25 protein-coding genes are annotated in these 26,944 nt (G+C 69.4%); 17 read left to right on the top strand and 8 right to left on the bottom strand.

Annotated features, from left to right (window positions below):
• Positions 1-138 precede the first annotated feature (138 nt).
• The 7 genes from C471_RS05390 (at position 139) to C471_RS05360 (ending at position 7,704) form a co-directional block, all read left to right on the top strand.
• The gene (locus tag C471_RS05390; RefSeq protein WP_004047031.1) at positions 139-345 is read left to right on the top strand and encodes a hypothetical protein; all 207 of its coding nucleotides are present in this window, start codon (positions 139-141) and stop codon (positions 343-345) included.
• Positions 345-2,393, top strand: coding sequence for a hydantoinase/oxoprolinase family protein (locus tag C471_RS05385; protein ID WP_049908995.1), 2,049 nt, complete (start codon positions 345-347; stop codon positions 2,391-2,393). Before C471_RS05390 ends, C471_RS05385 begins: the two co-directional genes overlap by 1 nt.
• On the top strand, positions 2,390-4,018 hold the full coding sequence (locus C471_RS05380) for a hydantoinase B/oxoprolinase family protein (RefSeq protein ID WP_004047029.1): 1,629 nt from the start codon (positions 2,390-2,392) through the stop codon (positions 4,016-4,018). Before C471_RS05385 ends, C471_RS05380 begins: the two co-directional genes overlap by 4 nt.
• A gap of 62 nt (positions 4,019-4,080) precedes the next feature.
• The gene (locus C471_RS05375) at positions 4,081-4,794 is read left to right on the top strand and encodes an HAD family hydrolase (protein ID WP_004047028.1); all 714 of its coding nucleotides are present in this window, start codon (positions 4,081-4,083) and stop codon (positions 4,792-4,794) included.
• Complete coding sequence (locus C471_RS05370; protein ID WP_004047027.1) at positions 4,791-5,477, top strand: class II aldolase/adducin family protein; 687 nt, start codon at positions 4,791-4,793, stop codon at positions 5,475-5,477. The genes C471_RS05375 and C471_RS05370 overlap by 4 nt, the downstream gene beginning before the upstream one ends.
• An 86-nt stretch (positions 5,478-5,563) precedes the next feature.
• Positions 5,564-6,535 (top strand): ribose 1,5-bisphosphate isomerase, encoded by a 972-nt coding sequence (locus C471_RS05365; protein ID WP_004047026.1) that lies wholly within the window; start codon positions 5,564-5,566, stop codon positions 6,533-6,535.
• A complete protein-coding gene (locus C471_RS05360) occupies positions 6,532-7,704 on the top strand; it encodes a carbohydrate kinase family protein (RefSeq protein ID WP_004047025.1) in 1,173 nt (390 codons plus the stop codon). The genes C471_RS05365 and C471_RS05360 overlap by 4 nt, the downstream gene beginning before the upstream one ends.
• 21 nt (positions 7,705-7,725) lie before the next feature.
• Here C471_RS05360 and C471_RS05355 read toward each other — a convergent pair whose 3' ends face one another.
• Positions 7,726-8,901 carry a hypothetical protein gene (locus C471_RS05355; RefSeq protein ID WP_004047024.1) on the bottom strand — a complete coding sequence of 392 codons (1,176 nt, stop codon included), beginning with the start codon at positions 8,899-8,901 and terminating at the stop codon, positions 7,726-7,728.
• A gap of 297 nt (positions 8,902-9,198) precedes the next feature.
• On the opposite strand from C471_RS05355, the gene C471_RS05350 reads away from it, so the two are divergent.
• The 3 genes from C471_RS05350 to C471_RS05340 all read left to right on the top strand — a co-directional run bounded on the left by C471_RS05350 (position 9,199) and on the right by C471_RS05340 (position 12,192).
• On the top strand, positions 9,199-9,420 hold the full coding sequence (locus tag C471_RS05350; protein ID WP_049908992.1) for a hypothetical protein: 222 nt from the start codon (positions 9,199-9,201) through the stop codon (positions 9,418-9,420).
• 232 nt (positions 9,421-9,652) lie between these two features.
• Positions 9,653-11,215, top strand: a complete 1,563-nt coding sequence (locus C471_RS05345; RefSeq protein ID WP_004047023.1) for a DUF255 domain-containing protein — start codon at positions 9,653-9,655, stop codon at positions 11,213-11,215.
• Between the two features lie 170 nt (positions 11,216-11,385).
• Positions 11,386-12,192 (top strand): TrmB family transcriptional regulator, encoded by an 807-nt coding sequence (locus C471_RS05340; protein ID WP_004047022.1) that lies wholly within the window; start codon positions 11,386-11,388, stop codon positions 12,190-12,192.
• Positions 12,193-12,228: 36 nt separating this feature from the next.
• Here C471_RS05340 and mptA read toward each other — a convergent pair whose 3' ends face one another.
• Positions 12,229-13,158, bottom strand: coding sequence for a GTP cyclohydrolase MptA (mptA, locus tag C471_RS05335; RefSeq protein ID WP_004047021.1), 930 nt, complete (start codon positions 13,156-13,158; stop codon positions 12,229-12,231).
• A gap of 194 nt (positions 13,159-13,352) precedes the next feature.
• Here mptA and C471_RS05330 point away from each other — a divergent pair, with 194 nt between their 5' ends.
• Positions 13,353-13,646: a 50S ribosomal protein L21e gene (locus C471_RS05330; RefSeq protein ID WP_004047020.1), complete on the top strand. Its 294-nt coding sequence runs from the start codon at positions 13,353-13,355 to the stop codon at positions 13,644-13,646.
• Positions 13,647-13,652: 6 nt separating this feature from the next.
• Complete coding sequence (locus C471_RS05325; RefSeq protein ID WP_004047019.1) at positions 13,653-14,009, top strand: RNA polymerase Rpb4 family protein; 357 nt, start codon at positions 13,653-13,655, stop codon at positions 14,007-14,009.
• Between the two features lie 37 nt (positions 14,010-14,046).
• On the opposite strand, the gene C471_RS17975 is transcribed toward C471_RS05325, so the two are convergent.
• Complete coding sequence (locus C471_RS17975; protein ID WP_239638622.1) at positions 14,047-14,559, bottom strand: hypothetical protein; 513 nt, start codon at positions 14,557-14,559, stop codon at positions 14,047-14,049.
• 180 nt (positions 14,560-14,739) lie between these two features.
• Between C471_RS17975 and C471_RS05315 the strand changes: the two genes are divergently transcribed.
• The 3 genes from C471_RS05315 (at position 14,740) to C471_RS05305 (ending at position 16,655) form a co-directional block, all read left to right on the top strand.
• Positions 14,740-15,336, top strand: coding sequence for a response regulator (locus tag C471_RS05315; protein WP_004047017.1), 597 nt, complete (start codon positions 14,740-14,742; stop codon positions 15,334-15,336).
• Between the two features lie 102 nt (positions 15,337-15,438).
• Positions 15,439-15,861 carry a Fe-S cluster assembly sulfur transfer protein SufU gene (gene sufU / locus C471_RS05310; protein ID WP_004047016.1) on the top strand — a complete coding sequence of 141 codons (423 nt, stop codon included), beginning with the start codon at positions 15,439-15,441 and terminating at the stop codon, positions 15,859-15,861.
• Positions 15,862-15,959: 98 nt separating this feature from the next.
• Positions 15,960-16,655 carry an Sjogren's syndrome/scleroderma autoantigen 1 family protein gene (locus tag C471_RS05305; RefSeq protein WP_004047015.1) on the top strand — a complete coding sequence of 232 codons (696 nt, stop codon included), beginning with the start codon at positions 15,960-15,962 and terminating at the stop codon, positions 16,653-16,655.
• Positions 16,656-16,665: 10 nt separating this feature from the next.
• On the opposite strand, the gene C471_RS05300 is transcribed toward C471_RS05305, so the two are convergent.
• Positions 16,666-17,259 carry a class I SAM-dependent methyltransferase gene (locus tag C471_RS05300; protein WP_004047014.1) on the bottom strand — a complete coding sequence of 198 codons (594 nt, stop codon included), beginning with the start codon at positions 17,257-17,259 and terminating at the stop codon, positions 16,666-16,668.
• Positions 17,260-17,914: 655 nt separating this feature from the next.
• Between C471_RS05300 and C471_RS05295 the strand changes: the two genes are divergently transcribed.
• Complete coding sequence (locus tag C471_RS05295) at positions 17,915-19,843, top strand: archaea-specific SMC-related protein (RefSeq protein WP_004047013.1); 1,929 nt, start codon at positions 17,915-17,917, stop codon at positions 19,841-19,843.
• A 597-nt stretch (positions 19,844-20,440) separates the two neighbouring features.
• Here the strand turns inward: C471_RS05295 and C471_RS05290 are convergent.
• The 3 genes from C471_RS05290 to gfo6 all read right to left on the bottom strand — a co-directional run bounded on the left by C471_RS05290 (position 20,441) and on the right by gfo6 (position 24,189).
• A complete protein-coding gene (locus C471_RS05290; protein ID WP_004047012.1) occupies positions 20,441-21,316 on the bottom strand; it encodes a fumarylacetoacetate hydrolase family protein in 876 nt (291 codons plus the stop codon).
• A gap of 247 nt (positions 21,317-21,563) precedes the next feature.
• A complete protein-coding gene (locus C471_RS05285) occupies positions 21,564-22,802 on the bottom strand; it encodes a mandelate racemase/muconate lactonizing enzyme family protein (protein ID WP_004047011.1) in 1,239 nt (412 codons plus the stop codon).
• 301 nt (positions 22,803-23,103) lie between these two features.
• Positions 23,104-24,189, bottom strand: coding sequence for a D-xylose 1-dehydrogenase Gfo6 (gene gfo6 / locus C471_RS05280; RefSeq protein ID WP_004047010.1), 1,086 nt, complete (start codon positions 24,187-24,189; stop codon positions 23,104-23,106).
• Between the two features lie 360 nt (positions 24,190-24,549).
• Here gfo6 and xacF point away from each other — a divergent pair, with 360 nt between their 5' ends.
• Complete coding sequence (gene xacF, locus C471_RS05275; protein ID WP_049908999.1) at positions 24,550-25,998, top strand: 2,5-dioxovalerate dehydrogenase; 1,449 nt, start codon at positions 24,550-24,552, stop codon at positions 25,996-25,998.
• 358 nt (positions 25,999-26,356) lie between these two features.
• Here xacF and xacR read toward each other — a convergent pair.
• On the bottom strand, positions 26,357-26,944 hold a 588-nt coding region (xacR, locus tag C471_RS05270; protein WP_049908998.1), incomplete at its 5' end, for an HTH-type transcriptional regulator XacR.

Here is a 26,944-nt window from a genome sequence, read left to right as displayed (position 1 = left end):
ACCGCGGTCACGTCACGGCCGTGGTGGCCGCGGTATCGGACGACGGGAACGGGGCCGCCAGCCGTCTCCGTGCGGTCGGTGTGCGTCCCGAGAGCGGATCGGGGCCGATATTAAGTCCGTCCGGTGACGAGAGTGACCATGCCGACCGATCGAGCCGCCGCGTCTCTCGACGGCGACGCGAAGGACACGTCGGAGGTGCTGACCGGCCGCCCCGACGAGGGCCCGGGCGGGATCGTCGCGTTCGCACGGGCCGTCGACGGGGTCCCGCTGCCGATCGCCGCGGCGTTCCCGATCGACGCGTGGGTCGGATCCCGAACGATCTCCGACGTGTCCGGGGTGGTCTAATGGGGGCGAGGCGGATCGGGGTCGATGTGGGCGGAACGTTCACCGACGTGGCGCTGTCGCTCGACGGCGACCTCGTGACGGCGAAGGTCCCGAGCACCGCCGACCAGAGCGAGGGCGTGATCGCCGGGATCGAGAAGGCCTGTGCGGAGGCGGGGGTCGACCCGGAGAGCGTGAGCGAGTTCTCGCACGCGATGACCGTCTCGGTCAACGCGCTCCTCGAGGGGGACGGCGCGAGGACCGCGCTCGTCGCGACCGAGGGGTTCCGAGACGTCTTGGAGATCGGCCGACAGGACCGGCCGTCGCTGTACGACCTCGGCGCCGAGAAGCCGACGCCGCTCGTCCCGAGGCGCCGCCGCTTCGAAGTGTCCGAGCGGGCGACGACCGAGGGCATCGAGCGCCCCGTCGACGACGGCGAGGTGCGCGCGATCGCCGAGCGGATCCGAGAGTCGGACGCCGAGTCCGTCGCGGTCTCGCTGCTGCACGCCTATGCGCACCCGGAGAACGAGAAGCGCGTCGCGGAGGTGCTTCGGGAGGAGCTCGACGTGCCCGTGTCGGCCTCGCACGAGGTGCTCGCCGAGTTCCGCGAGTACGAACGCACGTCGACGACCGCCGTCGACGCGTACGTGCGGCCGACGATCGACCGCTACGTCGGCCGTCTCACCGAACGCGCGCGGGACCTCGGCGTGCCCCAGCCGCGGATCATGCAGTCGAACGGGGGTGTCACCGACGCCGACACCGTCAGGCGGAACGCCGTCACGACCGTGCTCTCGGGCCCCGCCGCGGGCGTCGTGGGCGCGAGCGCGATGGCGGCGGGCGAGACCGGCGGGCGGGAGGGGCTCGTCACTTTCGACATGGGCGGCACGTCGAGCGACGTGAGCCTCGTCCGCGACGGCGAGGCCGAACGGACGACGACCGGGGTGATCGGCGAGCGGCCAGTCAAGACGCCCATGGTCGACGTCGAGACCGTCGGGGCGGGCGGGGGGTCGATCGCGTGGGTCGACGCCGGCGGCGCGCTCCGGATCGGTCCGCGATCGGCCGGGGCCGACCCCGGTCCCGCGTGCTACGGGAAGGGCGGGACGGAGCCGACCGTCACCGACGCGAACCTCGTCTTGGGATACATCGGGTCGAGCACGAGCCTCGGCGGCGAACTGTCGCTCGACGAGGACGCCGCCCACGACGCGCTTTCCGGCCTCGCCGAGGAGGCGGGACTGTCCGGGGCGCTGGAGGCCGCTCGCGGGGTCCACCGCGTCGCGAACGCGAACATGACCCGAGCGATCCGCTCGGTGACCGTCGAGCGGGGGCACGACCCGCGGACGTTCGGTCTCGTCGCGTTCGGCGGTGCCGGACCGATGCACGCGATCGCGATCGCGGACGGCCTCGACATCGACCGGGTGGTTATCCCTCCCGCGTCGGGCGTCCTGTCCGCGTACGGGCTGCTCGCGGCCGACGAGAAGCGCGACGCGGTTCGGACGTACCGGCGTCCGCTCTCCGAGCTCGATCCGGACGACGTCGACGCCGTGTACGAGGCGCTGTCCGAGGAGCTGCTTGCGGAGATCAGCGACTCCGACGCGGCGACGGTGCGGTGCGCCGCGGACCTCAGGTACGCCGGGCAGAGCTTCGAGCTCACCGTGGACGTCGCTCGACCGTTCGATCCCGTGGACGCCCGAGAGCGGTTCGCGGCGACCCACGAGGCGGCGTACGGCTACCGGGCGGACGAACCGGTCGATCTGGTGAACTGCCGGGTGACGACCACGGTGGGACGAGACGCGCCGTCGATCGAGTACGCGGCCGACGGCGATCCGCTGTCTGGAACCCGCGAGGCGGCGTTCGCGGGTGAGATCCGCGAGACGCCCGTCTACGAGCGGGATCGGCTGTCGCCGCGGCGCGGGGGCGAGGGCTCACCGACGGTGAGCCCGTCTACCGCGGGGTCCCCCGTCGAGGGGCCGGCCGTCGTCGAGGGGACGGAGAGCACCGTCGTCGTCCCGCCCGGATGGGGCGTTCGGGTGCGCGACGACGGCGCGCTGATCGCGGGGGTGAGCGACGCGTGACCGACGGTCCCGCCGAGCCGAGCGGAGAGCGAGACGGGATCGACCCGGTGACGCTCGAAATCCTCCGGAACCAGCTGGAGAGCGTCGCGACCGAGATGGGGCACGTGCTCATCCGCGGGGCCTACTCGCCGAACATCAAGGAGCGGCAGGACTGCTCGACGGCGCTTTTCGACGCCGACGGCCGCATGGTCGCGCAGGCGGAGCACATCCCGGTCCACCTCGGCGCGATGCCCGACGCGGTCGACGTGGTCCTCGGGAAGGAGCCGAAGCCGGGAGACGTCTTCGTCGTCAACGACCCGTTCGCGGGGGGGACGCACCTCCCGGACATCACGCTGGTCTCGACGATAGCGCCCGACGACGAGGTGATCGGGTTCGCGGTGTCGCGGGCGCACCACGCCGACGTGGGGGGCAGCGCGCCGGGGAGCATGCCGCCGGGGGCACGGGAGATCTACGAGGAGGGGCTCCGACTGCCCGCGGTCCGGCTCGTCGACGGCGGCGAACCGAACGAGGGGGTCCACGACCTGATCCGGGCCAACGTTCGGACGCCGGACGAGCGCGAGGCCGACCTCCGGGCCCAGCGCGCCGCGAACGCGCGTGCGGAGACGCGGGTCGGCGAGCTGCTCGACGAACACGGTTCGGCCCTGATCGACGCGTTCGACGCGGTCATCGGCTACTCCCGCGAGCGCGTCGAATCCGAGATCGAGGCGCTCCCGGACGGCACGTACCGGGCGCGAGACGTCCTCGAAGGCGACGGCGTCACCGACGACGACGTGCCGATCGAGGTGGCCGTCGCCGTCGACGGGGCCTCGATCGACGTCGACTTCGCCGGGACCGCAGACCAGGTTGCGGGGAATCTCAACGCGCCGCTGTCGGTCGCGAAGAGCGCGGTCTACTTCGTCGTCCGCGCGATAACCGACCCGGACATCCCGCCGAACCACGGCTGTTACGAGCCGGTGTCCCTGTCGGCGCCCGAGGGGTCGGTGCTCAACCCCGAGCCGCCGGCCGCGGTCGTCGGGGGCAACGTCGAGACCAGCCAGCGGGTCATGGACGTCACGCTGGCGGCGGTCGCCGCGGCGGTTCCCGACTCTGTTCCGGCGGGCGGACAGGGGACGATGAACAACCTCATCATCGGCGACCGGAGCGGCGAGTTCACCTACTACGAGACGATCGGTGGCGGGTTCGGAGCCCGCCCCGACAAGGACGGCATGGACGGGGTGCAGGTCGGGATGACCAACACGCTCAACACGCCCGCGGAGGCGATGGAGATCGAGTACCCGCTCCGGGTCGAACGGTACGCCCTGCGCCCGTCGAGCGGCGGCGACGGCAGGCACCGCGGCGGACTGGGCCTCGAACGGACCGTCGCCGTCGAGACCGACGCCGCCGTGTCGCTGCTGACGGAGCGGCGGCGGACCGCTCCCGCGGGGCTCGACGGCGGCGAAGACGGCGCGACCGGTGAGAACCTCGTCGACGGCGAGCCCGTCCCCGCGAAGGCCTCCGTCGACATCGAGGCCGGTACGACCGTCTCGATCCGAACGCCCGGCGGCGGCGGGCACGGCCACCCGGAGGAGCGCGACCCGACGGCGAGGGAACGCGATCGGCGCGACGGGAAGACGAACGGCCGATGACCCGTATCGGTGCGATCGCCCCGTCGAACCACTCTTAAGTCGCAGCCCGACCGAGTGCGTCCATGAGCTACGAGGCGGTGTTCTTCGACCTCGACAACACCCTGTATCCGTACGCCCCCTGCAACGAGGCCGGCAAGCGGGCCGCCCTCGCGGCGTTCCGCGATCGGGGATACGAGATGGATCGCGAGACGTTCGACGAGCTGTACGCGACCGCGCGGCGGGAGACGAAGCGGGAGACCCGCGAGACCGCCGCCTCCCACGACCGGCACATCTACTTCAAGCGCGCGCTGCAGCACCACGCCGGCGACCACGACGCCGCCGACGCGCTCGCGCTCGGTGACGCGTACTGGGGGGGATACGCGACCGAGATCGAGCTCTGCGACGGGGTCGAACGCGTCTTCGACGCGCTCGCCGAGGCGGGGACGGACATTGCGGTGGTGACCAACCTCACGACCCGCGTCCAGCTTCGGAAGCTCTCCCGGCTCTCGATCGACGACCGGATCGACCGGCTCGTCACCTCCGAGGAGGTCGGCCGCGAGAAGCCGAGCGCGATCCCCTTCACGACCGCGCTCGCGGCGTTCGATCTCCGGCCGAGCGAGGCGCTCATGGTCGGCGACAACGTCGGCGCCGACGTGGCCGGCGCGAACGCGGTCGGCATGGACACGGCCCTGTTCGTCGCCGACGGCGAGACGCCGGCCGTCGACGAGCTCGACGGCGACCGGCGCCCGGACCACCGGCTCGACGCGTTCGCCGACCTGACGGAGGTGGCGGCGTGACCCGAGAGGAGTCCGACGCCGGTGTCGACCCCGACCGCCTTCGCGACGCGCGCGAGGCGGTCGTCGAGCACGCGCCGGCGCTCGCGGACCTGACGCCCGGCCGGACCGGGAACCTGAGCGTTCGCGACGGCGACGCCGTGGCGGTCACGCCCACCGGCGTCCCGTACGACTCCTTCGACGCGGCCGACGTGCCGGTGGTCTCGCTGGAGGGCGAGCGGCTGGCGGGCCGGATGGCCCCGTCGAGCGAGGTGCCGATGCACACGGGGATTTATAAGCACGACCGGCCGGGCGCGATCGTCCACACCCACTCGCCGTGGGCGACGACGATGGCGACGCTCCACCGGAAGCTCCCGCCCGTGCACTACATGATCGCCGCCGTGGGCCGGGAGGTCCCGCTGGCCGACTACGCGCCGTACGGCACCGAGGAGCTGGCCGCGAACGTGGTCGCCGCGATGGCCGAGGCCGACTCCGACGCCGCGATCCTCGCCAACCACGGGCTCGTCGTCACCGGCCCCGACGTCGAGACGGCGGTCGAGAACACACACCACGTCGAGGACCTCTGTCGGCTCTACCTGCGGGCCTCGGCGGTGGGCGAGCCGCACGTGCTCTCCGACGAGCAGATGGCGACCGTCGAGGAGCGGTTCGAGAGCTACGGCCAGCAGCCGGACGCCGACGGCTCGTAGCAGGGACGATAGCCGGGCGCCGACGATTCGTAACCCGATCGCCCCTTGCCCGGATTTATAACTACCGAGCCGGCTACTGGATCGGTATGACCGACACGGAGCCGGCGGCCCCGGTCCGGGAGACCGCCGAATCGATCGCGACGATGGAGATCCGCGGCGCGGCGACCATCGCGGCCGCGGCCGCGGAGGCGCTCGCCGAGCAGGCGGAGGCCGCGGCCGCGTCCGGGGAGACCGCGAGCGACCCCACCGCCTTCCGGGCGTCGATGCGCGCCGCGGGGCGGACGCTCCGCGAGACCCGACCGACCGCCGTGTCGCTGCCGAACGCCCTCCGCTACGTCCTCCAGCGGATGGAGGGAGAGACGGTCGACGAGCTGCGCCGCAGCGTGATCGGCGCGAGCGACGCGTTCGTCCGCCAGCTCGACCGCGCGCAGGAGGACCTGGGGCAGGTCGGCGCGAACCGCCTCGCCGACGGCGACACGGTGATGACCCACTGCCACTCGACGGACGCGCTCGCGTGTATCGAGGCCGCCGTCGACCAGGGGAAGTCGATCTCGGCGGTCGTCAAGGAGACGCGCCCGCGCCAGCAGGGCCACATCACCGCCGAACAGCTCCGCGACGCCGGGGTGCCGGTCACCCTGATCGTCGACTCCGCGGCGCGGCGGTACCTCGACGAAGTCGACCACGTCGTCGTCGGCGCCGACTCGATCGCCGCGGACGGCGGCGTCATCAACAAGATCGGCACCTCGGGGCTCGCGGTCAACGCCCGCGAGCGCGGCGTCCCGATCATGACCGCGGCCCAGACGATCAAGCTCCACCCGGAGACGCTGACGGGCCACACCATCGAGATCGAGATGCGGGACGAAAGCGAGGTGGTCGACCCCGAGGCCCGCGAGGAGATCGGCGAGATCGACGTCGAGAACCCGGCGTTCGACGTGACGCCGCCGCGGTACATGGACGCGATCGTCACCGAGCACGGCCAGTTCCCGCCCGAGAGCATCGTGACGCTGATGCGGGAGCTGTTCGGCGAGGGCGCCGAGGAGCCGTGGGCCGAGCCATGAGCGGCGAGGGCGCGGGACGCGACGGGACCGACGACTGGGAGGAGGAGCTCGCCGAGTGGGACGAGGAGGTCTCCGAGTGGGAGGCGGGAGAGAGGGAAGACGAGGGAGGCGACGGCGAGGGCGGCGATAGACGGGACGGCCGCGACGCCGCCGGCGACGAGACCGACGACGACGACCCCGTCGACGACCCCGATCTGGAGCCGGAGTCGTCCGGCCACGTCCCGAAGGTCATCTCCGCCGGCCACATCAACTGGGACGTGACGATCCACGTCGATCGGCTGCCGGAGCCGGACGGGGAGACCCGGATCGACCTGCTCGAACAGTCCGGCGGCGGCAGCGCCGCGAACGTCGCGGTCGGGCTCGTGGGGCTCGGCGGTCAGTCGGTCGTCTACGGGAGCGTCGGCGGCGACGAGTCGGGCGCGCTGGCGCTCCGCGAACTGGCGAGCGCCGGCGTCGACCCCGGACAGGTCCTCGTCGACGCGGACGCCCCGACCTCGGTGAAGTACGCGATCGTCGACGGCAGCGGGGAGTTACTGATGTTAGCGAACGACGGCGCCAACGAGGCGTTCACCGCGGCCGAACTCGACCGCGACACGCTGTCGGCGGCCGACCACCTCCACCTCACCGGCCAGCAGCCGGGGACCGCGGCCGCGCTCGCGACCGCCGCGGGCGAGGCCGGAACGACCCGGAGCTTCGATCCCGGGCGGCGCGTCGGCGACCGCGAGTTCGAGGCCGTGCTCCACGCCACGGACGTGCTCTTCCTGAACGCCCCGGAGGCCGACGCGCTCGCCGACTCGACCGACATCGACCCGTGGGAGCCCGACGACCGCGTGGTCGCGATCAAGCTCGGCGAGGAGGGCGCGACGATCCGGACACCCCACGGCGACGTGTCCCATCCGGGGTTCGACGTCGATGCCGTCGACACCGTCGGCGCCGGCGACGCGTTCGCGGCCGGCTTCCTCGGTACGGCTCTCAGGGACCCCGAAACCGCCGGCGACGGCTTCTCGCACGACCCGCGCGACTACCAGGTGCCGCTGCTCGTCGGCAACGCCTGCGGCGCGATCGCGGCCGAGACGGTGACCGCCCGCGCGGAGCTCTCGTGGGAGCGCGTCCGGTCGGTGATGGGCGAGTCGCCCGAGTCGGACCTGCTGATCGAGATCCGCGTCTGAACGGGCTCGACCGCGATCGCGCTACCCGACGTAGTCGAACGCGACCGCGACATCGGCGGCGCCGAAGAAGACGAACCGGTAGCGCCCCGGCTGCAGGTCGGGACAGACCCGCAGCCCCTCGGGCTGGTGCTCGCCGGCGACGAGCCCCGACTCCGTCATCGCGAACTCCCACGCGACGGTCTCGCCCGGCGGGTGCGCGATCGCCTCGTCGGTGTAGCCGAAGCGCCCGTCGTCCGCGCCGCGCACGTCGGTCCACCCGTCCTCGGTGAACACCTCCACGTTGTACTTCCCGTGGTTTCCGACGTACACCTCGCGGTTCGAGACGTTGGTCAGTTCGAACCGCACGTCGTCGCCGCGCTCGAACGTCAGCGCCTCGGCGGGGTCGTCCCCGTCGGACGCGGGGTTCACGACGCGGAGCTCCAGGGCGCTTCCGCCGTCCGCGCCGGCCCCGCCGCCGGACCCCCACGAGACGCCGTCGGAGTAGGCGGGGGGATGGCGCTGGAAGGCGTCGTCCTCGCAGTCGAGCGGAGCCGGCACGGTTCGGGGGTCGCCGTCGGGCCTGACGTACCCGTCGAGGGCGTCGGGGTCGCGGACGCCCTCCTCGCCGGTCAGCTCCGCGGTCTCGCCCCAGCCGTCCGTCATCGAGAGCCGGAGCGACTCCGGCAGCGGGTCGGCGGTGACCCGGAGCAGCGCGCCGGAGAAGGTGATCGCCTCGCCGCACGCCTCGTCGTCGCCGGCGGTGTTCTCGACGGTCGCGTCCGCGACGAGGGTCCCGTCCTCGACGCCGACGTCGTCGAACGCGATCCGGTCGTGGCAGGTGGTCGGGCCGACCGACTCGACGTACGCGAGCACGGACGACGAGAAGTCGGTCGCCTCGACGAACTCACCGACCGCTTCGGGAGCGTCGTCGAACAGCCACCGGCCCTCGTCCCCGTCGGTGAACAGCACGCAGAAGCCGCGGCGCGACTCGCGGTCCCAGGCGGGCCCGGAGAGCGCGCCGCCGGCCTGCTGGACCGCCGTGTCGGTGACGCCGGATCCGCCGTCTTCGCCGTCCCCGCCGTCCGATCCGTCTTCCCCGTCGCTCCCGTCCCCGCCGTCTCCCGCGCCGGGATCGACTTCGTCGGTACAGCCGGCGAGCGCGACGACGCCTCCCGTCCCGATGCCGTACATCGCCGTTCGACGCGTGAGTTCGGTCATGACGAGCGTCGCTACGACGGCTCCGTATAAGGGATTCCCGTAGGCGCAAAGATCTCTCTGTGCTACCCGGCGTCGTCCTCGGTCGGAGACCCGTTCCGGTCGAACGCTCTCATCGCCGCTGATCGAATCACCGTTCGACGATCGTCTCGACCACCAGAAAAAGAGTAGGCGGCTCGATAAAGAGTTAAACCGCATCTGAGTGGGTTTTAAAACGTCGGCGGGCTGTGAGAAACGTGGTGAAATCGTCCGAACCCTCTACGGGCTATATGGGGTCACCGGTTGTAGGGTGAAGTGGTTATGTCCATCCCCGCACCCACGCACCTCGCCTCCGGCCGGCAGGTGACCGAACTGATGACCGGCACGATGAAGGCCGCCGCCTTCTGGGCGGCGATCGCGATTCCGACCACCTACCCCGTGCTGCTGTACTCGGGGCTCGACGGCGGCACCGGGCAGCTGTTCGTCGGCCTGCTGTTCGCGAACGCGCTCGCGCTCGCGCTCGGTCACGACTACAAGCGCTGAGGCCGCCGCGCCCTCCGAACCGCATCGCGGCGACGACCGACCGTCGCCCTCCGACGACCGCGCCCTCCCTTCCCTCCGCCCTCCGACGACCGCGCCCTCCCTTCCCTCCGCCCTCCGACGACCGCGCCCTCCCTTCTCTCCGCCCCTCTCACCCGTCGCCGCTCTCGCCGACCAGCCGCCTTTCGCTTACCGCTCTCGAAGCGCTTACCCACCGCCCGGTCCGACTGTCGGTATGACCGACGAGACGCACGTCGAGTGGCGCGACTGGGGCGCCGAGGCCTTCGCCGAGGCCGACGAGCGGGACTGTCCGATCCTCCTCTCGCTCTCCGCCACCTGGTGTGAGGGCTGTCACGAGATGGACGCGATCACCTACGCGGAGCCGCGGATCGCCGCCAACGTCAACGAGGGGTTCGTCCCGGTCCGCGTCGACGTGGACCGCCACCCGCGGGTGCGCGAGCGGTACAACATGGGCGGGTTCCCGACGACCGCCTTTCTCACCCCCGAGGGCGAGCTGCTCACCGGCGCGGGCTACCTCGACGTGGACGGGATGCGGCAGGTGCTCGAGTCGGTCCGGCAGATGTGGGCCGACAAGGGACGGGAGGCGGGCCGGGTCCCGCGCGCGCTCGACGCCGACCTCCCGCCGAGCGGGGAGCTGACGGACGCGATCGAGAACCACCTCGCCGGCCAGATCGAGGCCAAGTACGACGAGGAGTACGCCGGGTGGGGCTCCGACGCGAAGTTCCCGCTCCCGCGGACCGTCGAGTTCGCGCTGAAGCGCGACCGCGACCGCGCCCTCCGGACGCTCGACGCGGTGCGCGACCACCTCGCAGACGACGTGGCCGGCGGCTTCTTCCGGTTCGCGGGGACGCCCGACTGGGGCGACGTGGCCTACGAGAAGCCGATCGACACGAACGCGGCCGTCACGCGGGCGTTCGCGAACGCCTACCTCTACACGGGCGACGAGGCGTATCTCTCCCCCGCGCTCGACGCGGTCGAGTTCCTCACCGACGACCTCTGGACCGGCTACGGCGTCGGCGGGAGCGTCGGTCCGGGGCTCGGGCGCGCCTACTACGCGGCCTCCGCCGCGGACCGCGAGGACCTCGACTCGCCGCGCCGAGACCTGACCGTCTTCGCGGGCGGGAACGCGCTCGCGGCCGACGCGCTGCTCGCGGTCGCCGCCTACACCGACGACGAGCGCGCGCGCGAGTACGCCGACCGGATCCTCGGCGGGCTCGAACGCGACCTGATCGACGCCGACTCCGGAGCGGTGACACACTACCGCGGGAGCGACGAGGTCGGCGAGGCGGACTTACTCGCCGACGCGGCCCGCGTCGTGAGCGCGTACACCCGCGCCGCGGGCGTGCTCGGCGAGGGCGCGGCGGTCGCCCGCTCGGTCGCGGACCGAGCGATAGACCGCCTCCGCGTCGACGGCTCCTTCGTCGACGGACCGCGGTCGGGAGCGGGACTGCTCGACCGCCCCTTCCGCCCGCTCGATGGCAACGTGGAGATGGCGACCGCGTTGCTCGACCTGGCGGCGCTGACGGGCGAGGAGCGCTACGAGACGGTCGCCCGCGAGACGGCGGGGTCGTTCGCCGGCGCCACCGAGCGGCTGAGCGTGCAGGTCGCCGGGTACGGCAGCCTCGCGGGGCGGCTCCTCCGCGGCACCACGGTCGTCGCCGTCGGCGACGAGCCCGGCAGCGACCTCCACCGCGCCGCGTGGCGGGTCGCCGACCACGAGAAGGTCGTCGTTCCGAACGCGCATCGGGAGGACGCGCCNGCTCAGAGATGTGTATAAGAGACAGGGTCTCCGAGACGGCCGAGTAGCGACCCGGAACCGCGCGGTTTCCCGCCCGGAGCGTTTCGGTTCGGTATTCGGTCGGATTTGGGATCGGTTCGTCTCGACGACCGACGCCGCTGCGAGTAAACCGGCGACGTGTTTATACGGGTCCCGACGGATGAGACGGTATGGCATCTCTCCGCGACCTGGGACTCTCCGAGTACGAGGCCCGCGCGTACCGCGCGCTCCTTCGCACCGGCCCGACGACGGCGAAGGACCTCTCGCGGGCCAGCGAGGTCCCGATGGGGCGAGTGTACGATGTGCTCAACAGCCTGGAGCAGCACAACCTGGTCCGGAGTCAGGCGGCCAGCCGGCCGAAGAAGTACGCCGCGGTGGAGCCGGACGCCGCGCTCGACCGGCTGTTGGAGGAGAAGAAGCGGGAGCTGGAGACGCAGGCGGAGCAGTACGAGGAGGTGGTCGACGACCTCTCGACGGAGCTCGACGCGGGCGAGCCCGTCGACGGGCAGTTCTGGACCGCCGCAGTCGGCGCGGAGGACGCGACCGACCTCCTCTTAGAGCGGATCGCGGCCGCCGAGCGCCGGATGGTCGTCGTCGCCGGCGCGCCGGCGACCGGCTTCGACCTCGGGACGATCGGCGAGCGGGTGACCGACGAGTTGGAGGCCGCGTTAGACAGGGGCGTCGAGATCCGCGTGCTGCTGTCGCCGGAGACGGTCGACGAGCTTCCGCGGAGCGTCGGCCGGCGGTACACCGCCGACCTCTCTGACATGGAGGGGTTCGAGGTGCGCACGACCGACGGCGTCGACGGGACCTTCTCCGTCTTCGACGGGATCGAGGTGTGTATCGAGGTGCCGCACCCGCTCTCCGGCGACGAGCCGTTCGCGATGATCGACGTGAAGGACGCGGAGTTCGCGGCGAGCGTGAGCGAGGAGTTCGAGCCGCAGTGGGGGGAGGCGGAGCCGCTGACGTTCGGGTGAGACCTGACCGGTCAGCGGGCGGAGACCGCCGCGCGCTTACTTTGCGTCCAGTTCGTCCCGCAAATCGCCCATCCGGACCTCTCGCTCGGCGTGGGCGTTGTGCTGATGGATCGACTCGTCGTTCGATTGTTTCATGTGGATCACGGCGTCGTCCGAGAGGTGGTCGAACTCGTCGACGGTGCCCTCGGCGAGCGCGCGGACGCAGTCCTCGACGAACTTCGCGTCGGCGTGGGCCTCGTAGGTCATGTGATCCTCGTCGGGACGCTTCGCCATGTTGTAGATCCGGGCGCTCATCGAGTCGCGGGCGACGTCGATCACGTCTCGGAGGTCGATCTCGGGGTGGCCGTCGGTGGTGACGGTGAGCGTCGCGTGGCCGCGCTGTGAGTGGCCCGGCTGCGGGACGGCGTCGAGGAACTCCTCGGTCGTCTCCTCGTCGACGCCCAACTCGGCGAGCTTGTCCCGGGCGCGCGACTCGCTCATCCCCTGCGAGCAGGGACAGACCGTCATGCCGGTGACCTCGGCGCCGATCTCCTCGCGGGTGCCCTCCTCGGTCGCGGTGGCGCCGGCGACGATCGTCGCGGTGCTCTGCGTCTCGATCCCGGACGCGGGGGTGTCCTCGCGGGTGACCAGTTCCGCCGACATCGACACCTCGGCGGTGGTGGTGTAGTCGTGCTTCTCGAGGAGTCGCTCCGCGGCGTCGCCGCAGACCTCTTCGACGCGGTACGCCTCCTCGCGGGTGATCTCTTCGAGGATCTCGTCGATCGTCGCGAGGTTCCGCGACATGTCGATCCCCTTGCGGCCGCTCGGGAGGTCGACGAACACCTCGAACTCCGCCATGAGGACGATGGGTCGCTTGTCCCCCCGCGCGAGCTTGACGAGCTTCTCGACGCCGGTGACGCCGACCTGCGAGAGCCCGACAGAGACGTCGGGCGCCGACGCCTGGACGTCCGGCAGCTGGTGACTCATTACGAATAGGGTAGGGAGTCAGGGGATTAGCCCTTTCGAAAGGGGGACTCGCGTGGGGTTGTCTCGGGACTGGTGCGTCGGCAGCGGAGGAGATCCGGGGACGTGGTGGTTCCCGAACGACCGTGGTACCGGCTCTCTTCCGAGGACCGTAACGCACCATTTATAACCGCGGCAGCGGAAGAACGCCCAAGACCATGCCGAGTTCCAATGGGCCCCAGAAGGCGACCCGCGACAAGCTCTCGAACAAACCCCGCGACCGCGGCACGTCGCCGCCGCAGCGAGCGATCCAGGAGTTCGACGAGGGGTCACAGGTCCACCTCAAGATCGACCCGAGCGTCCAGAAGGGCCGCTTCCACCCGCGCTTCGACGGCCGCACCGGTACGGTGGTCGGCAAGCAGGGCGCCGCGTTCAAAGTCGAGATCCCGGACGGCGGCAAGACGAAGACGCTCATCGTCGCCGCCGCCCACATGAGCGCACAGCAGAACTGAACCGAGATGACGATATTCAAAGAGAAGCTCGACGAGGAGTACGTCACCACCTCCGAAGCGAAGGAGATCCTCGTGGATATCGAAGCGGAGCGCGCGGACGACGAGGACCGCGACCTCCGCTACGAGCTCGCACGCGCGATCGAACACGTCAACCGCTTCGCCCACCTCGACGCCGAGGAGTCCCGAGAGCTGGTCGAAGAGTTGACCGAGCTCGACCAGATCGACGTGCCGACCGCGGTGAAGATCGCGGACCTCCTGCCCGAGGACCGCACCGAACTCCGGTCCGTGTTCGCCCAGGAGCGCTACTCGCTCGACGGCGACGAGCTCGACGACGTGCTCAACGTCGTCGCGAAGTACGCCTGACGCGTCGGCAACCGGGTTTCTCCCGCGTCCCGTTCGGTCACGCCGCCGCCAGCGTACGCGTCGGCGCGGAAAGCTGCCTCTCTACCTCCGACCGGCTGGTCGGGCCGCCGTGAACGGTGACGACGAGCGGGCGACGCTCCCCCTCCGGAGCCGTCACGTCGGGATTGTGTGGCGGGTCCGTCACGTCGGGATTGTGTGGCGGGTCCGTCACGTCAGGATTGTGTGGCGGGTAGTAGTGCGCGTACGCGACCGCGTCGCCCACCCCGACCGAATCCCCGGTGGGAACGGTTAGGGGCCGGGGCGTCGAGACGTACGCGGGATCGAGCGGGTCGTCGGTGGACTCGCGGAGGCGGGTGACCGACTCGCCGGAGTCACTGGGGTCGCCGGAGCCGGAATCCGGATCGAGCAGCCGGAGGCTCGGCTCGCCCGCCCTCGGCGACGTCTTCCGGGGCGATGGGAGAGGGCCACTCGCCGTAGGCTGTCGGCATGACAGATCGATCGCCGCGGGTCGTCTTAACTCTGGTCCGGCGGCGCCTTCCGCCCGTTTCATCCGAGTGGTTGTGGAGTTTCGATGACCGATTCCATCGGTGTACCGGCGACGATCTTTCGATCTGGGTCGTGACAACGTCAATCGCACCACTATTATTATCCTACCGGCTGAACGTGTATCTGAAGAAAAATAACAACGCATGTTGTTGCCTATCGACGAGCCGTTGTTCGTACCCTCCCTATGACCGACCGCAATTCGTCAACTCCGTCCGACCCATCCGAACCGATCCGATCGACTGCCCCCACCGCTACCGGTGTCCAGACCGGCTCGCTCGACCCGGCCGATCCGGTCGGATCGGCCGGGTCGGGCGACGAGAGCGCCGTTCGGCTCGACGTGCTCCACGTCGAACCCGATCCGCGGTCGGCGGAGCTCCTGGCGACGTTCGCGGCCCACCTCGCGGACGGGGTGTCGGTCCGGTCGGTGACGGGCGTGGAGGCGGCGCTGGCCGCGGTCGACGACGCCGACTGCGTCGTGACCGAACAGCGGCTCCCCGACGGGTCGGGCGTGGAACTCGTCGAGCGCCTCCGACGCGACGGCGAGGACCTCCCCGTCGTGTTCCACACGACCTGTCGCGAGGAAGACGTGGAGGCACGGGCGTTCAGCGCCGGCGCCGACGCGTACTTCTGGAAACTGTCTACCCGCGGACAGTACGAGCGCATCTTCGACCGGGTCCGGACGCTCGGCTCGAAGCGAGGATTCCGCCGGTCCGGACCCGCTGAATCGGCGTCCTCCACCGATTCGCCGGGCCTCCGGGAGACGGTCCGATCCGAGGAGTGAGTTCGGCTCCGTTGAGGGAGCGCTCCGGGCCCGGGCCCGAGACGCTCCGCCCGTCCGATCGACGGAACCCTTTTGACTCGCACGGGCCTACCTGAGGTCGATATGGGACTGGGATCGGACATGTACCGGCAGCAGATCCTCGACCACTACAAGAACCCGCGCAACTACGGGGATCTCGAGGATCCCGACTTCACGCACGTCGGCGAGAACCCCTCCTGCGGCGACACGATCCGGATGCAGGTCGCCCTCGACGACGCGGGCGAGACGATCGACGCGGTGCGGTTCACCGGCGACGGCTGCGCCATCTCGATGGCCTCGGCGAGCATGCTCTCCGAGCGGCTCCACGGGATGTCGATCGAGGAGCTCGAGGAGCTCGACACCGACGACGTCACCGAGATGCTCGGCGTCGACATCTCCCCCATGCGCGTGAAGTGCGCGGTGCTCGGCCGGCAGGTCGCGCAGGACGGCTCGAAGATCTACCGCGGCGAGCTCGACCCCGACGACCACACGGAAACCGAGGAGTAGGGTTCCGATCGCTGTCGCTCCGCCCCGTCCCGTCCTACCTCGCTCCGCCTCGTCTCGAGCCCACCGGACTTTTGCTCGTGAGTCACGTTCGTCCGCGTATGAGCGACGGGTTCGACAAGGAGGCCGAACGCGAGAAGCTCCGCGAGAAGTTCGCGGAGGACGAACAGAAGCGCGAACACACCCAGCGGATGTCCGAGCTGCTGTTACAGGGCGCGACGATGACGAATCGCCACTGCGACGACTGCGGCGATCCCATCTTCCGCCACGACGGCCAGGAGTTCTGCCCGACGTGTCAGGCGACCGGGTCGGGCGGGAACGCGCAGGACGGGTCACGGGAGAACGCGCAGGACGGGTCACGGGAGAACGCGCAGGACGGGTCACGGGAGAACGCGCAGGACGGGGCTCTGGGAGAGGCGGGGAACGCGCCCCGAACAGTCGTGAGAACCGGTGAGAGCGACGAGAGCCCGCCGCAGAAAGAGGGAGACGCGTCGGCGTCCACGGATTCGGGGCAGTCGACTCCCCCGAACGCGAGTCGGAACGCGACGCCTCAGAACGCTACGAACCCGAACGCGGCCGCCCCCTCGTCAAACGCCGAGCGGCCGAGTAACGAGCCGACCGCGACCCGTCCGACCGAGCCCGCCGAACCCGGAACGGTCGCCGACGCCCGCGCGTCGCTGACGCGGACGCTGGCCCGGTTCGCCCGCGCGGCCGAGGAGACGGACGACCCGCGGCGCGCCCGCGACCACCTGCAGGCGGCCCGCGAGGCGGCGGAGGCGCTGTCGGCGCTGGACTGACGCGTCTCCCTTAGCGCTCGAAGACGAGTCCGTAGTGGTACGGCGGAAGGTCGACCTCCCGTACGAGGCGCAGGTCGCCCGCGTCCTCCACGGCCCGGCGAGTCGCCTCCGGCGGGAGGCGCAGGTCGGTTGGCGGCCCGCGAGGCTCGCCACCGATCGTCGTCTCCTCGCGCGGCACGTCCCGCCAGTTCACCACCGCGAACCGGCCGCCGACGGCGAGCGCGTCGGCGACTGCCTCGACGAACGCGGCGCGGTCCTCGATCCCGTGGAACGCGTTCGCGAGCAGCGCGACGTCGACGGGCTCGGGGAGTAGGCTCGGAAGCGCTCGCGCGTCTCCCTCGACAGTCCTGACGTTGTCGATTGCCTGATCCGCCGCGAGCGCGTCGAGCTCACCGAGCAGCGACCCGTCGACGTCGACCGCGTACACCGTCTCCGGATCGGCGATCCGCGCCGCGGGAAGCGCGAAGTAGCCGTTTCCGCTACCGATCTCGACGACGCGGTCTCCGGGCGCGAGCCCCAGCTGCCGGAGGGTGGCGCCGGGCGTCGGCCACGCCCGTCCCCACCAGTCCCAATCCGGCTGTCCCGTGTTCTGGAAACGATCCATATCCGGTGTGAGATCCGGGAGATAGGTAGCGGTTCGGATCGCTCGTCGCCGGTCCCGCCGAACGGACGACCGATCACCGGTGGGGCCGAGGAGCCCGCCGCCGGTGTCGATGAGGCTCCGACCCCGCCTCCTGCTCAGTCATATCTGATTTACTTCTTATTTTGTATTCTGACATGTCTCGTGCGACGGGTCGATCTCCTCTCCCCACTTCGATACCGGATTCGGTGCCGGAGTTACACGTACTCCAGAGATATGAGGCCGGAAAGCACTGCTTTCGGCTGTTCCGGCGATGATGACACGGATGTTCCCGACGACTGGGTCGGATGCCCCGGCCTTCGCTCGGACCGGCGGGTCAGGCTGTCGTTAGAGACGACCACAGAACGCCTCTATCGCCGGAATCGTCGAGACCCAACCGCGTTCGAGAGGACCGTCTCGATATCCGATCGACTCGACAGCTCGGAATCCCGCCCCGTTATACTTATTTATTCTTGGAGTATTTCCGAAACACCGGATATTCTATCTTTTCGGTTCCGTCGGCCGATCGGGAGCGACTTCGGTCCGGCGGATCGGTGCGGGCGTAGCCGGCCCAAAATACCGGGGTTCGATGAGTGAAGGATAGATTTAACACCACGAGCGTTGTTTTCCGATTATATCGATGGCTCAAACCTCGAAAAGCGCCGTCCACGTTGATGTTCGAAACATCGGCGGGATCGACGAGGCGTCTGTCTCCCTCTCGGACGGCGTCTCGATTCTGACCGGGCGAAACGCGACAAACCGGACCTCCTTCTTGCAGGCACTGATGGCCGGACTGGGAAGCCGCCAGAGCTCGCTGAAGGGGGACGCGGAAGAGGGCGAGGTGACCCTTGAAGTCGGCGACGAGACGTACACGCGGACGCTGCAACGCCGCGGTGATTCCGTCGCCTTCGGCGGCGACCCGTATCTCGACGACCCGGAGCTCGCCGACCTGTTCGCGTTTCTACTGGAGAACAACGAGGCGCGGCGGGCTGTCGCGCGCGGTGACGATCTCCGCGAGATCATCATGCGCCCGATCGACACCGAGTCGATCGACGCGGAGATCCGCGAATGCAAGCGCGAACGCGACGATCTGGAGTCCGAGATCGAGGAGCTCGACAGCCTCGAACGCGACCTGCCCGACCTCGAAGCGGATCGCCGCGAGAAGGTCGAAGAGCTGGAGGCGGCGGAGGAAGAACTCGAGTCGGTACGGGAGGAACTCGACGACCTCGATACCGGCGTCGAGGAGAGCCGGACGCGCAAACAGGAGATGGAAGAGGCGTTCCAGCAGGTCCGCGACGCTCGGTCCGACCTCGAGGACCTCGAGTTCGACCTCGAAACGGAGCGCTCGACGCTCTCGGAGCTGAAGGCGGAGCGCGACGAACTCCAAGAGACGGTCGAGGAGGCGGAAGAGCCCGACAAGAACGCGGACCGGCTCGCCGGCCGCATCGACGAACTGCGCCGCCGGAAGCGTTCTCTCGACGACGACATCAACGAACTCGGGAGCGTCATCGGGTTCAACGAAGATATGGTGGACGGCTCGGGGATCGACATCGACGAGGGAATCTCGGGTGACGACCCGACCGACGCCTTGACCGCGGACGACCAGACGGTCTGTTGGACCTGCGGGTCCGAGGTCGAGACCGACCAGATCGAGGCGACCCTCGGCCGCCTCCGGGAACTCCGCTCCGACAAGCTCGACGAACGCAACGAGATCCGCGCAGAGATTCAGGAGCTCACCGACCAGCAGTCGTCGATCCGCGAGGCGCAACGCGAGATCGAGCGCGCTGAAGAGCGACTCGACACGGTCGAAACAGAGATCGAGTCGACCGACTCGCGGATCGCGGACTTGGAAGCCCGGATCGAGTCGAAACGAGACGAGATCGAGGAGCTCGAAGACGACGCGGAATCGATCGACATCGACGGGTACGACGAGGCGTTGGAGCTTCACCGCGAGGCGAACGGGATCGAGCTCCGGATCGAGCGGCTCGAAGACGAGATCGACGAGATCGATGACGAGATCGAGGAACGGGAGGCCGCGATCGAGCGCCGCGAGGACCTGAAGGCGGAGCGCGAGGAGCTCGCCGACCGGCTGACGGAGCTGCGGACGCGCGTCGACCGCATCGAGGAGAACGCCGTCGAGGAGTTCAACGAGCACATGGGGACCGTGCTCGATATTCTGGAGTACGAAAACCTCGATCGGATCTGGATCGAGCGCCGGGAGACGGAGGTCCGCGAAGGCCGTCGCAAGGTCACGCGAACCCGGTTCGACCTGCATATCGTCCGTTCGTCGCCGGACGGATCAGCCTACGAGGACACGGTCGACCACCTCTCGGAGAGCGAGCGAGAGGTGACGGGGCTCGTGTTCGCGCTCGCGGGATACCTCGTTCACGACGTCCACGAGACGGTCCCGTTCGTCCTGCTCGACTCGCTCGAAGCGATCGACTCGGACCGGATCGCGCGCGTCGTCGACTATTTCCGGGCGCACGCCGACTACCTCGTCGCCGCGCTCCTTCCGGAAGACGCCGCCGCCCTCCCCGACAAGTACGCCTACGTCGAACAGATCGACTGAACGAACGTCGGCTACGGCTCGCCCCCTCGATGACGCTCTCCGGTCTCCGTCCTCGGTGTCTTCGGGGTGTTCGAAGGCCCGATCGAAATTACACCATTACGTTTGTAACACAGACGGTTTTCAATGGCAGAACGCCATTCCGTTGGTGCGTCGGCCGAGCGGATTGATAGTCTATGGTCGATACCTCTCGGCGGCGCTGTTCAAAGCACTGTAGCGCCGTCTTTCGGACGAGAGACCGAGTATCTCGGGAGCGAGACGATTCCCATCCGCGCCACGGCCACTCGATCTATTTTCCATCGCAGAACGGTCATCGAGAGATATCGACACTGATAGAGTTCTGTGAAACGCCCGATTAACACCGGGAGTGGGTTCGAAAACGCCATTACGGAAACACCGTGAACACTCGATCGAAGATGTTCTGATAAACAGAACAGATAGTTCACCTCGTCTATCTGGGATCTGAGGGGCTCAGTGACGTGAATTGGTTCGGGCGGTGGCGTCGCCGAGACACGATCGCGGGCGACACGTGGCTCGGGCGCGGGCGACGCGTGACTCGGGCGCGGGCGACACGTGACTCGGCGGGGATTCGGCGGGCCGTCAGACGCCGACGGTGCCGTTGACGAGCTGTCCGATCTCGTCGATATCGATCGTGATCCGATCGCCCTCGGCGAGCGTGAACGACTCCGGCGGCACGAGCGCGGTGCCGGTCAGCAGGACGACGGTCTCCGGGAGGTCGTTGTGGCGCCGGAGGTACGAGACGAGCTTCTCGCAGGTGGTCGCCATCTCGCTCGTCGACGTGGAGTCCTCGAACAGGACCTCGCCGTCGCGCTCGATGGCGAGCGTCATCCCGAGGTCGTGGGGGTCGTCGACGACCTCCGGGGTCGCCACGCACGGGCCGACCGAACAGCACTTGTCGTAGACCTTCGCCTGCGGGAGGTACAGCGGGTTCTCGCCTTCGATAGACCGGCTCGACACGTCGTTGCCGATCGTGTAGCCGACGACCTCCTCGCGGTGGAGCACGACGCCGAGCTCCGGCTCCGGCACGTCCCACGTGGAGTCGCCGCGGATGCCGACCGCGTCGTTGGGGCCGACCGTCCGCGAGGGCGTCGCCTTGAAGAATATCTCGGGGCGCTCGCTGTCGTAGACGTCGATGTACACCTCGGGCTTGCCGCTCTCGGCCTCGCGCGCCTGTTCGCTGATCTGATACGTGACGCCCGCGGCCCACACCTCGTCGGGGGTCACCGGCAAGAGCACGTCGTCGGGATCGAGTTCCACCGGGTCCGCGTCTGGAATCCGGTTCCGAGCGATGGCGTCGACGGACTCGTCGCACGCGTTCGCGGCGCGAGCGAGCTGCGTGAACGATCCGAGGTCGTCCGATGCCGTCGACAGGTCGTAGGCGTCGCCGTCGTCGACGACGACGAGCGAGTCGGACCCCGAACTGTGCTTTCGGCCGGGGAGTCGATAGTACCGCATACCACACCGATACGCAGACGCCATTATAAGAGTACCGCCAACGGGGCGGCCGGATCGGGGCGTCACCTTCGTACTCTCTCGGTTTCGTTGCCCTCCGCTTCGCCGAACAACGCCTGACCCCGTCAGGCGGACTCGGCGACGATGCTCCGTCGAACAAAGCAGCACTTCGCGCTGCTGGCCCGCTCCGGCTTACGCCTCGTCGAACACCGATAGACTCGCTCCGCTCGTCTATCGAGCCCGACGAGGCTTACGCCTCGTCGAACAGCGTCTCGCCTTCGACCATGTGCTCGCCGACGGCGTCGAGGTCCAGCGTCAGGCCGAGGCCGGGCTCCTCCGGAATCTCCATGCGGCCCTCCTCGATGAGGTTGTCCTCCTCGACGAGGTCCTCCCACCAGCCGAGCTCGTAGGAGTGGTACTCCAGCGCGAGCGAGTTCGGGATGGCCGCGCCGACCTGCGCGGACGCCATCGTGCCGATCGGCGACGAGACGTTGTGCATCGCCACCGGGATGTAGTACATGTCCGCAAGGTCCGCGATCTTGCGGGTCTCGCGCATCCCGCCGACGCGCGGCAGGTCGGGCGCGATGATGTCGACCGCCTGCGGTTCGAGCAGGGTGCGCTGGCCGTGCTTGCGGTAGACGTTCTCGCCGACCGCGATGGGGGTCGTCGTCGACTTCGTCACCTGCTCTTGCACGTCGTGGTTCTCCGGCGGGACGGGGTCTTCGAGCCACCACACGTCGTACTCCTCGAGGGCCTCCGCGAGGCGCTTCGCGGAGCCGCCGGTGAACGACCAGTGGCAGTCGAACGCCACGTCGGCCTTGTCGCCGACGGCCTCGGTGGTCGCCTCGACGATGTCGACCTTGTGGTCGATCTCGGGGTTGCGGAGGTGGCGGTTCGCGCGGTCCTTCTCGTGGCCGGACGGCACGTCGAGGTCGAACTTGATGGCGTCGTAGCCGAAGTTCTCGACGACGCGCTCGGCCTCGGCGGCGCACGCCTGCGGGTCGGCCTCGTTCTCGGTGTGGAGGTCGCAGTACACCCGGACCTCGTCGCGGTACTTCCCGCCGACGAGCTGGTAGGCGGGCACGTCGAGGAGCTTCCCGGCGGCGTCGTGGAGCGCGATCTCGATCCCGGAGATGGCCGAGATGACCTTCCCCGAGATCGAGCCCTCGCCCGACATCTTCTGGACGAGGTGCTCGTAGAGCCGGTCGATGTCGAGGGGGTTCTCCCCGACGAGGAACGGCTTCATCCGCTCGATGATGGCGGTGTCGCCGCCGCCCCAGTAGGACTCGCCGGTGCCGACGACGCCCGCGTCGGTGTAGACGCGGACGAGGATCCACGGGTAGTTGCCGTCGACCATCGTCGTCTGTACGTCCGTGATCTCGGCGTCGCGGACACCGCCGCGCGAGTTGGTGATGTCCATCGTCTCCGCCGAGAGGTCCCGCATGGTGTACTCCGCGTTCGGGTCGCGAAGCTTCGCGTGATCGACCATTAGCGTCTGTATATCCCTGAACCCGCTAGTAAAGCTTGTGGATGGGGTCCTGTCCCGCCCCGATCGCGGGGCGAGCCGTCGCGGTCAGTCGTCGCAGTCGACGACCGCCCGGAGGCCGCGTCTCGCGACCCGAGCCTGCCGGTCGACGTCCGCTCCCCGCCGGTCTGTTCGGCGTCGTCCGGCTACCGGGCCGCGCGTTCGCGAACGGGGTGTCGGGCACCCTCGACGTACGGGAGAGTCGGGTCGGACGGGCCGGCGTAGCGCGGGGCGGTCGTCTATCGGACCGTCGTGGACCGGCCCGCTACACCGAGACCGTGGTTCCGGTCTCGGCGGCGTCGTAGATGGCCTCGAGGGCGCGCATGTCCACGAGCGCGTGGTCGCCGTCGGGGTGGATCGGCGCGTCGCGAAGCACGCGGTCGGCGAAGTAGTCGAACTCCTCTGTCATCTCGTCGCGCATCACGTCTCGCCGGCCGTCGGCGACCTCCAGGCGTCGACCGTCGCTGTGGAGCGTCAGCGTCTGTTCGGGCTGTCCGAGGAAGACGGGTTCGAGGACCAGCTCCCCATCGGTCCCGACGACCCGAAGGTGTCCCGTGTACGCGGCGTGCTGGCTGGCCGTGCAGGCCGCCTGCGTCCCGTCGTCGAACCGGATCGTGAAGGCCGCGTGCTGGTCGGGCACGTCGCCGAACGCGGCGTCGGCGGAGTGCATCTGGGCGGTCACGCTGACGGGATCGGCGCCGAGGACGAACCGCGCGGTGTTGAGCGGGTAGATACCCAGGTCCATCACGCTCGCGCCGTACCCGACCAGGTCCGGGTCGAGGCGCCACTGGTCGGCGTCGTCGGAGACCGTCTCCAGCATCTGCTGGCTCATGCTCCCGTGGACGGCCACGGGGTCGCCGATGGCGCCCTCCGCGACCAGCTCGCGCATGCGACGGACCTGCGGGTCGGTCTGCATCCGGTAGGCGACCATCAGCGGCACCTCCTCGGTGGCTTCGACGAGGCGCTCGGCGCGCTCGCGGGTCGACTCCACGGGCTTCTCACAGAGGATCGCCTTCCCGTGCTCGGCGGCGGCCTCCGCGTACGGCAGGTGGAGCGCGTTCGGCGTGCAGACGTAGACCGCGTCGTACTCGTCGGTCGCCTCGCCGTCCGTGAACTCCTCGTAGGTGAGCGCCGCCTCGACGGTCGGGATCTCGGCGGCGGCCGCGGACGCCTTCTCGCGGCTCCGGCTGACGAGGACGGTGGTCTCACAGAACTCCGAGTCTTCGACCGCGGGGATCGCCTGCTCGCGGGTCCACCACCCGAGGCTGATCATCGCGATCCGGAGCGTTCCCGACTCCAACTGCTCCCAGTCTCGGTCCCTCACGGTCCCGAGGTAGTCGGCGGCTGACATGGCTCGACGTTCGCGGCTATCTGGAAAAGTGTATTGGACGGCGCGGCTCGGCGGCGTCGGCAGCGTCTCTTGACGGGCGGCGCCCCTCGGCGGCGTCGGCAGCGCCTCTCGATCCGCGACGCCTCCCGGAGAGTGTCGGCAGCGCCTCTCGATCCACGACGCCTCCCGGAGAGTGTCGGCAGCGCCTCTCGATCCGCGACGACTCCCGGAGAGTGTCGGCAGCGCCTCTCGATCCACGACGCCTCCCGGAGAGTGTCGGCAGCGCCTCTCGATCCACGACGCCCCTCGGAGAGTGCCGGCGGCGGCTCGCGGGTGGCTCAAACCGTAAGAATGGTATGGGTCGATCGCGAAGACCCGTACGTGACTGAGCCCAATCAGAACTACGTCGGCGGAGAGTGGGTCTCCTCGGAGACGGGAGAGACGTTCGAGGTACACAATCCCGCGGCTCCCGACCAGACGGTAGCGAGCTACCAGCAGTCCGGCGCGGCGGACGCCGCCGAGGCGGTCGAGGCGGCGGCCGACGCACAGGACGAGTGGGCGGCCACGCCCGGTCCGGAGCGCGGTCGTATCCTCCGGCAGGCGGGGACGACGCTCGCCGAGCGGAAAGACGAGCTCACCGCGATGCTCGTCGAGGAGGAGGGGAAGGCCCGTCCCGAGGCGGCCGGCGAGGTGCAGCGCGCGATAGACATCTTCCACTACTTCGCGGGCAAGGCCTCCGACCTCGGCGGAACGGTGAAAGGGTCGAGCGGTCGCGACACGACCCTGTATACGCGCGACGAGCCGGTCGGCGTCGCGGCGCTGATCACCCCGTGGAACTACCCCATCGCCATCCCCGCGTGGAAGCTCGCTCCCGCGCTCGCCGCGGGTAACTCCGTGGTCATCAAACCCGCGAGCGCCGCCCCGGGCGTCGTCCTCGCGGTCACGGAGGCCCTGGACGAGGCCGGGCTCCCGGACGGCGTGCTCAACGTGGTGACCGGGCCGGGGAGCTCGGTCGGCAACGAGTTCATTACGAACGAGGGCACCGACGCCGTCTCCTTCACCGGCAGCGGACAGGTGGGCCAGATGGTCTACGATCAGGCCACGGACGCCGGAAAGCGGGTCCAGACCGAGATGGGCGGGAAGAACCCCACGCTGGTCACCGACTCGGCCGACCCCGCTGAGGCCGCGGAGATCGTCGCGAGCGGCGGCTTCGGCACGACCGGCCAGTCGTGCACGGCGTGTTCCCGCGCGATCGTCCACGAGGACGTGTACGACGAGTTCGTCGCCGAACTCGTTGACGCGGCCGAGGCCATCGACATCGGCCCGGGGTCCGACCACGAGATGGGACCGCAGGTCAGCGCCGACGAGCTGGAGTCGACGCTCGAGTACATCGACATCGCCCGCGACGAGGGCGCGACGGTGGCGGCCGGCGGCGAGAAGCCGACCGGCGACGCCGTCGAGACCGGTCACTTCGTCGAGCCGACCGTCCTGACCGATGTCGACAACGACGACACGATCGCCTGCGAAGAGGTGTTCGGACCGGTCGTCGCCGTCATCGAGGTCAGCGACTTCGACGAGGGGCTTCACGTCGCCAACGACGTCGAGTACGGGCTCTCGGCCAGCGTGGTCACCGACGACCACACCGAGGCCAACCGGTTCATCGACGAGGCGGAGGCCGGCGTCGTGAAGGTCAACGAGAAGACGACCGGGCTCGAACTCCACGTCCCCTTCGGCGGGTTCAAGCGCTCCTCGTCGGAGACCTGGCGCGAACAGGGCGACGCGGGGCTGGAGTTCTACACCATCGAGAAGACCGTCTACGACAACTACTGAGCCGGTCGTCGGCTCCGCGTGTCTCACGCGTTTTCCCACTTCTCACGGCCCGCCGCGGAGTTCGTCGTCGACGACCGATCCGAGGGGTATCGGCACCGACCTCGCGAGGACGTTCGGGGCCCGACGGCCCACCGGGCGACAGTCGCTCGACGGGAACGGTGACGCGATCTCCCTCCCAACTCAGAGTTCTGAAGAGCAGAACGACCTGGGGAGGATCGGCGCTTCAACCACGCGCGCATAATTGTAGTTCTCCCCACGGAAACAGGATACGATCGTCGAAATTCCCCTGTATGCTGTAATGAGTCCGTATATTCGCTTAAAACGCGTTTGGAATATGTTCTGAATATCGAAACACAGATCAGTAGTTGATGTTTAGTTCGACGACGTTGGCCGCGCTGAGCACGCGTTCGGGGAGCCGACCGTGGAGGTCGTCGTCGCTGACGCGGCTGGCGGGTGCCGACACGCTGATCGCGCCCAGCACCTCGTCTGCGGAGTCCTTGATCGGGGCAGCGATACACCGCAGTCCTTCGAGCCGTTCCCCGTCGTCGATCGCGTACCCGCGGTCGCGAATCTCTTCCAGCGCCTCGAACAGCTCCTCGCGGGAGCCGACGCTGCGGGGGGTCTTCCGTTCCAGGCCGCGCTGCTCGATGATCTCCTCGACGCGGGGCTCGGGCAAGTGCGCGAGGATCGCCTTCCCGAGCGCGGTGGTGTGCAGGTGGGTCCTGCGCCCGGCGTAGGTGTCGAGGTCGACGGCCTCCTCGCCCTTCGAGCGCATCAGATACACGCCCATCCCCTGCTCTTCGACGAGGAGGTTCGCGAGCTCGCCGGTCTCGCTCGCGAGCGACTTCACCTCCGGCTCGGCCACCTGATAGAACTCCATCGACTTCCGCGTGGAGCCGCCGACTTCGAGGCTGTCTCTTATACACATCTCTGATGGCGCGAGGGA

This window comes from Halorubrum saccharovorum DSM 1137, assembly GCF_000337915.1.
Classification (GTDB): Archaea; Halobacteriota; Halobacteria; order Halobacteriales; family Haloferacaceae; genus Halorubrum; species Halorubrum saccharovorum.
Note: the sequence above shows the minus strand (reverse complement) of the source record. Positions and strands in the feature narration are given on the sequence as shown.

Bases quoted from the DNA above. Each gene is read 5' to 3' on its own strand.
- C471_RS05390 (WP_004047031.1), top strand. From the start codon at position 139: ATGCCGACCGATCGAGCCGCCGCGTCTCTCGACGGCGACGCGAAGGAC.
- C471_RS05385 (WP_049908995.1), top strand. From the start codon at position 345: ATGGGGGCGAGGCGGATCGGGGTCGATGTGGGCGGAACGTTCACCGAC.
- C471_RS05375 (WP_004047028.1), top strand. From the start codon at position 4,081: ATGAGCTACGAGGCGGTGTTCTTCGACCTCGACAACACCCTGTATCCG.
- C471_RS05365 (WP_004047026.1), top strand. From the start codon at position 5,564: ATGACCGACACGGAGCCGGCGGCCCCGGTCCGGGAGACCGCCGAATCG.
- C471_RS05360 (WP_004047025.1), top strand. From the start codon at position 6,532: ATGAGCGGCGAGGGCGCGGGACGCGACGGGACCGACGACTGGGAGGAG.
- C471_RS05355 (WP_004047024.1), bottom strand. From the start codon at position 8,901: ATGACCGAACTCACGCGTCGAACGGCGATGTACGGCATCGGGACGGGA.
- C471_RS05350 (WP_049908992.1), top strand. From the start codon at position 9,199: ATGTCCATCCCCGCACCCACGCACCTCGCCTCCGGCCGGCAGGTGACC.
- C471_RS05340 (WP_004047022.1), top strand. From the start codon at position 11,386: ATGGCATCTCTCCGCGACCTGGGACTCTCCGAGTACGAGGCCCGCGCG.
- mptA (WP_004047021.1), bottom strand. From the start codon at position 13,158: ATGAGTCACCAGCTGCCGGACGTCCAGGCGTCGGCGCCCGACGTCTCT.
- C471_RS05330 (WP_004047020.1), top strand. From the start codon at position 13,353: ATGCCGAGTTCCAATGGGCCCCAGAAGGCGACCCGCGACAAGCTCTCG.
- C471_RS05325 (WP_004047019.1), top strand. From the start codon at position 13,653: ATGACGATATTCAAAGAGAAGCTCGACGAGGAGTACGTCACCACCTCC.
- C471_RS17975 (WP_239638622.1), bottom strand. From the start codon at position 14,559: ATGAAACGGGCGGAAGGCGCCGCCGGACCAGAGTTAAGACGACCCGCG.
- C471_RS05315 (WP_004047017.1), top strand. From the start codon at position 14,740: ATGACCGACCGCAATTCGTCAACTCCGTCCGACCCATCCGAACCGATC.
- sufU (WP_004047016.1), top strand. From the start codon at position 15,439: ATGGGACTGGGATCGGACATGTACCGGCAGCAGATCCTCGACCACTAC.
- C471_RS05305 (WP_004047015.1), top strand. From the start codon at position 15,960: ATGAGCGACGGGTTCGACAAGGAGGCCGAACGCGAGAAGCTCCGCGAG.
- C471_RS05300 (WP_004047014.1), bottom strand. From the start codon at position 17,259: ATGGATCGTTTCCAGAACACGGGACAGCCGGATTGGGACTGGTGGGGA.
- C471_RS05295 (WP_004047013.1), top strand. From the start codon at position 17,915: ATGGCTCAAACCTCGAAAAGCGCCGTCCACGTTGATGTTCGAAACATC.
- C471_RS05290 (WP_004047012.1), bottom strand. From the start codon at position 21,316: ATGCGGTACTATCGACTCCCCGGCCGAAAGCACAGTTCGGGGTCCGAC.
- C471_RS05285 (WP_004047011.1), bottom strand. From the start codon at position 22,802: ATGGTCGATCACGCGAAGCTTCGCGACCCGAACGCGGAGTACACCATG.
- gfo6 (WP_004047010.1), bottom strand. From the start codon at position 24,189: ATGTCAGCCGCCGACTACCTCGGGACCGTGAGGGACCGAGACTGGGAG.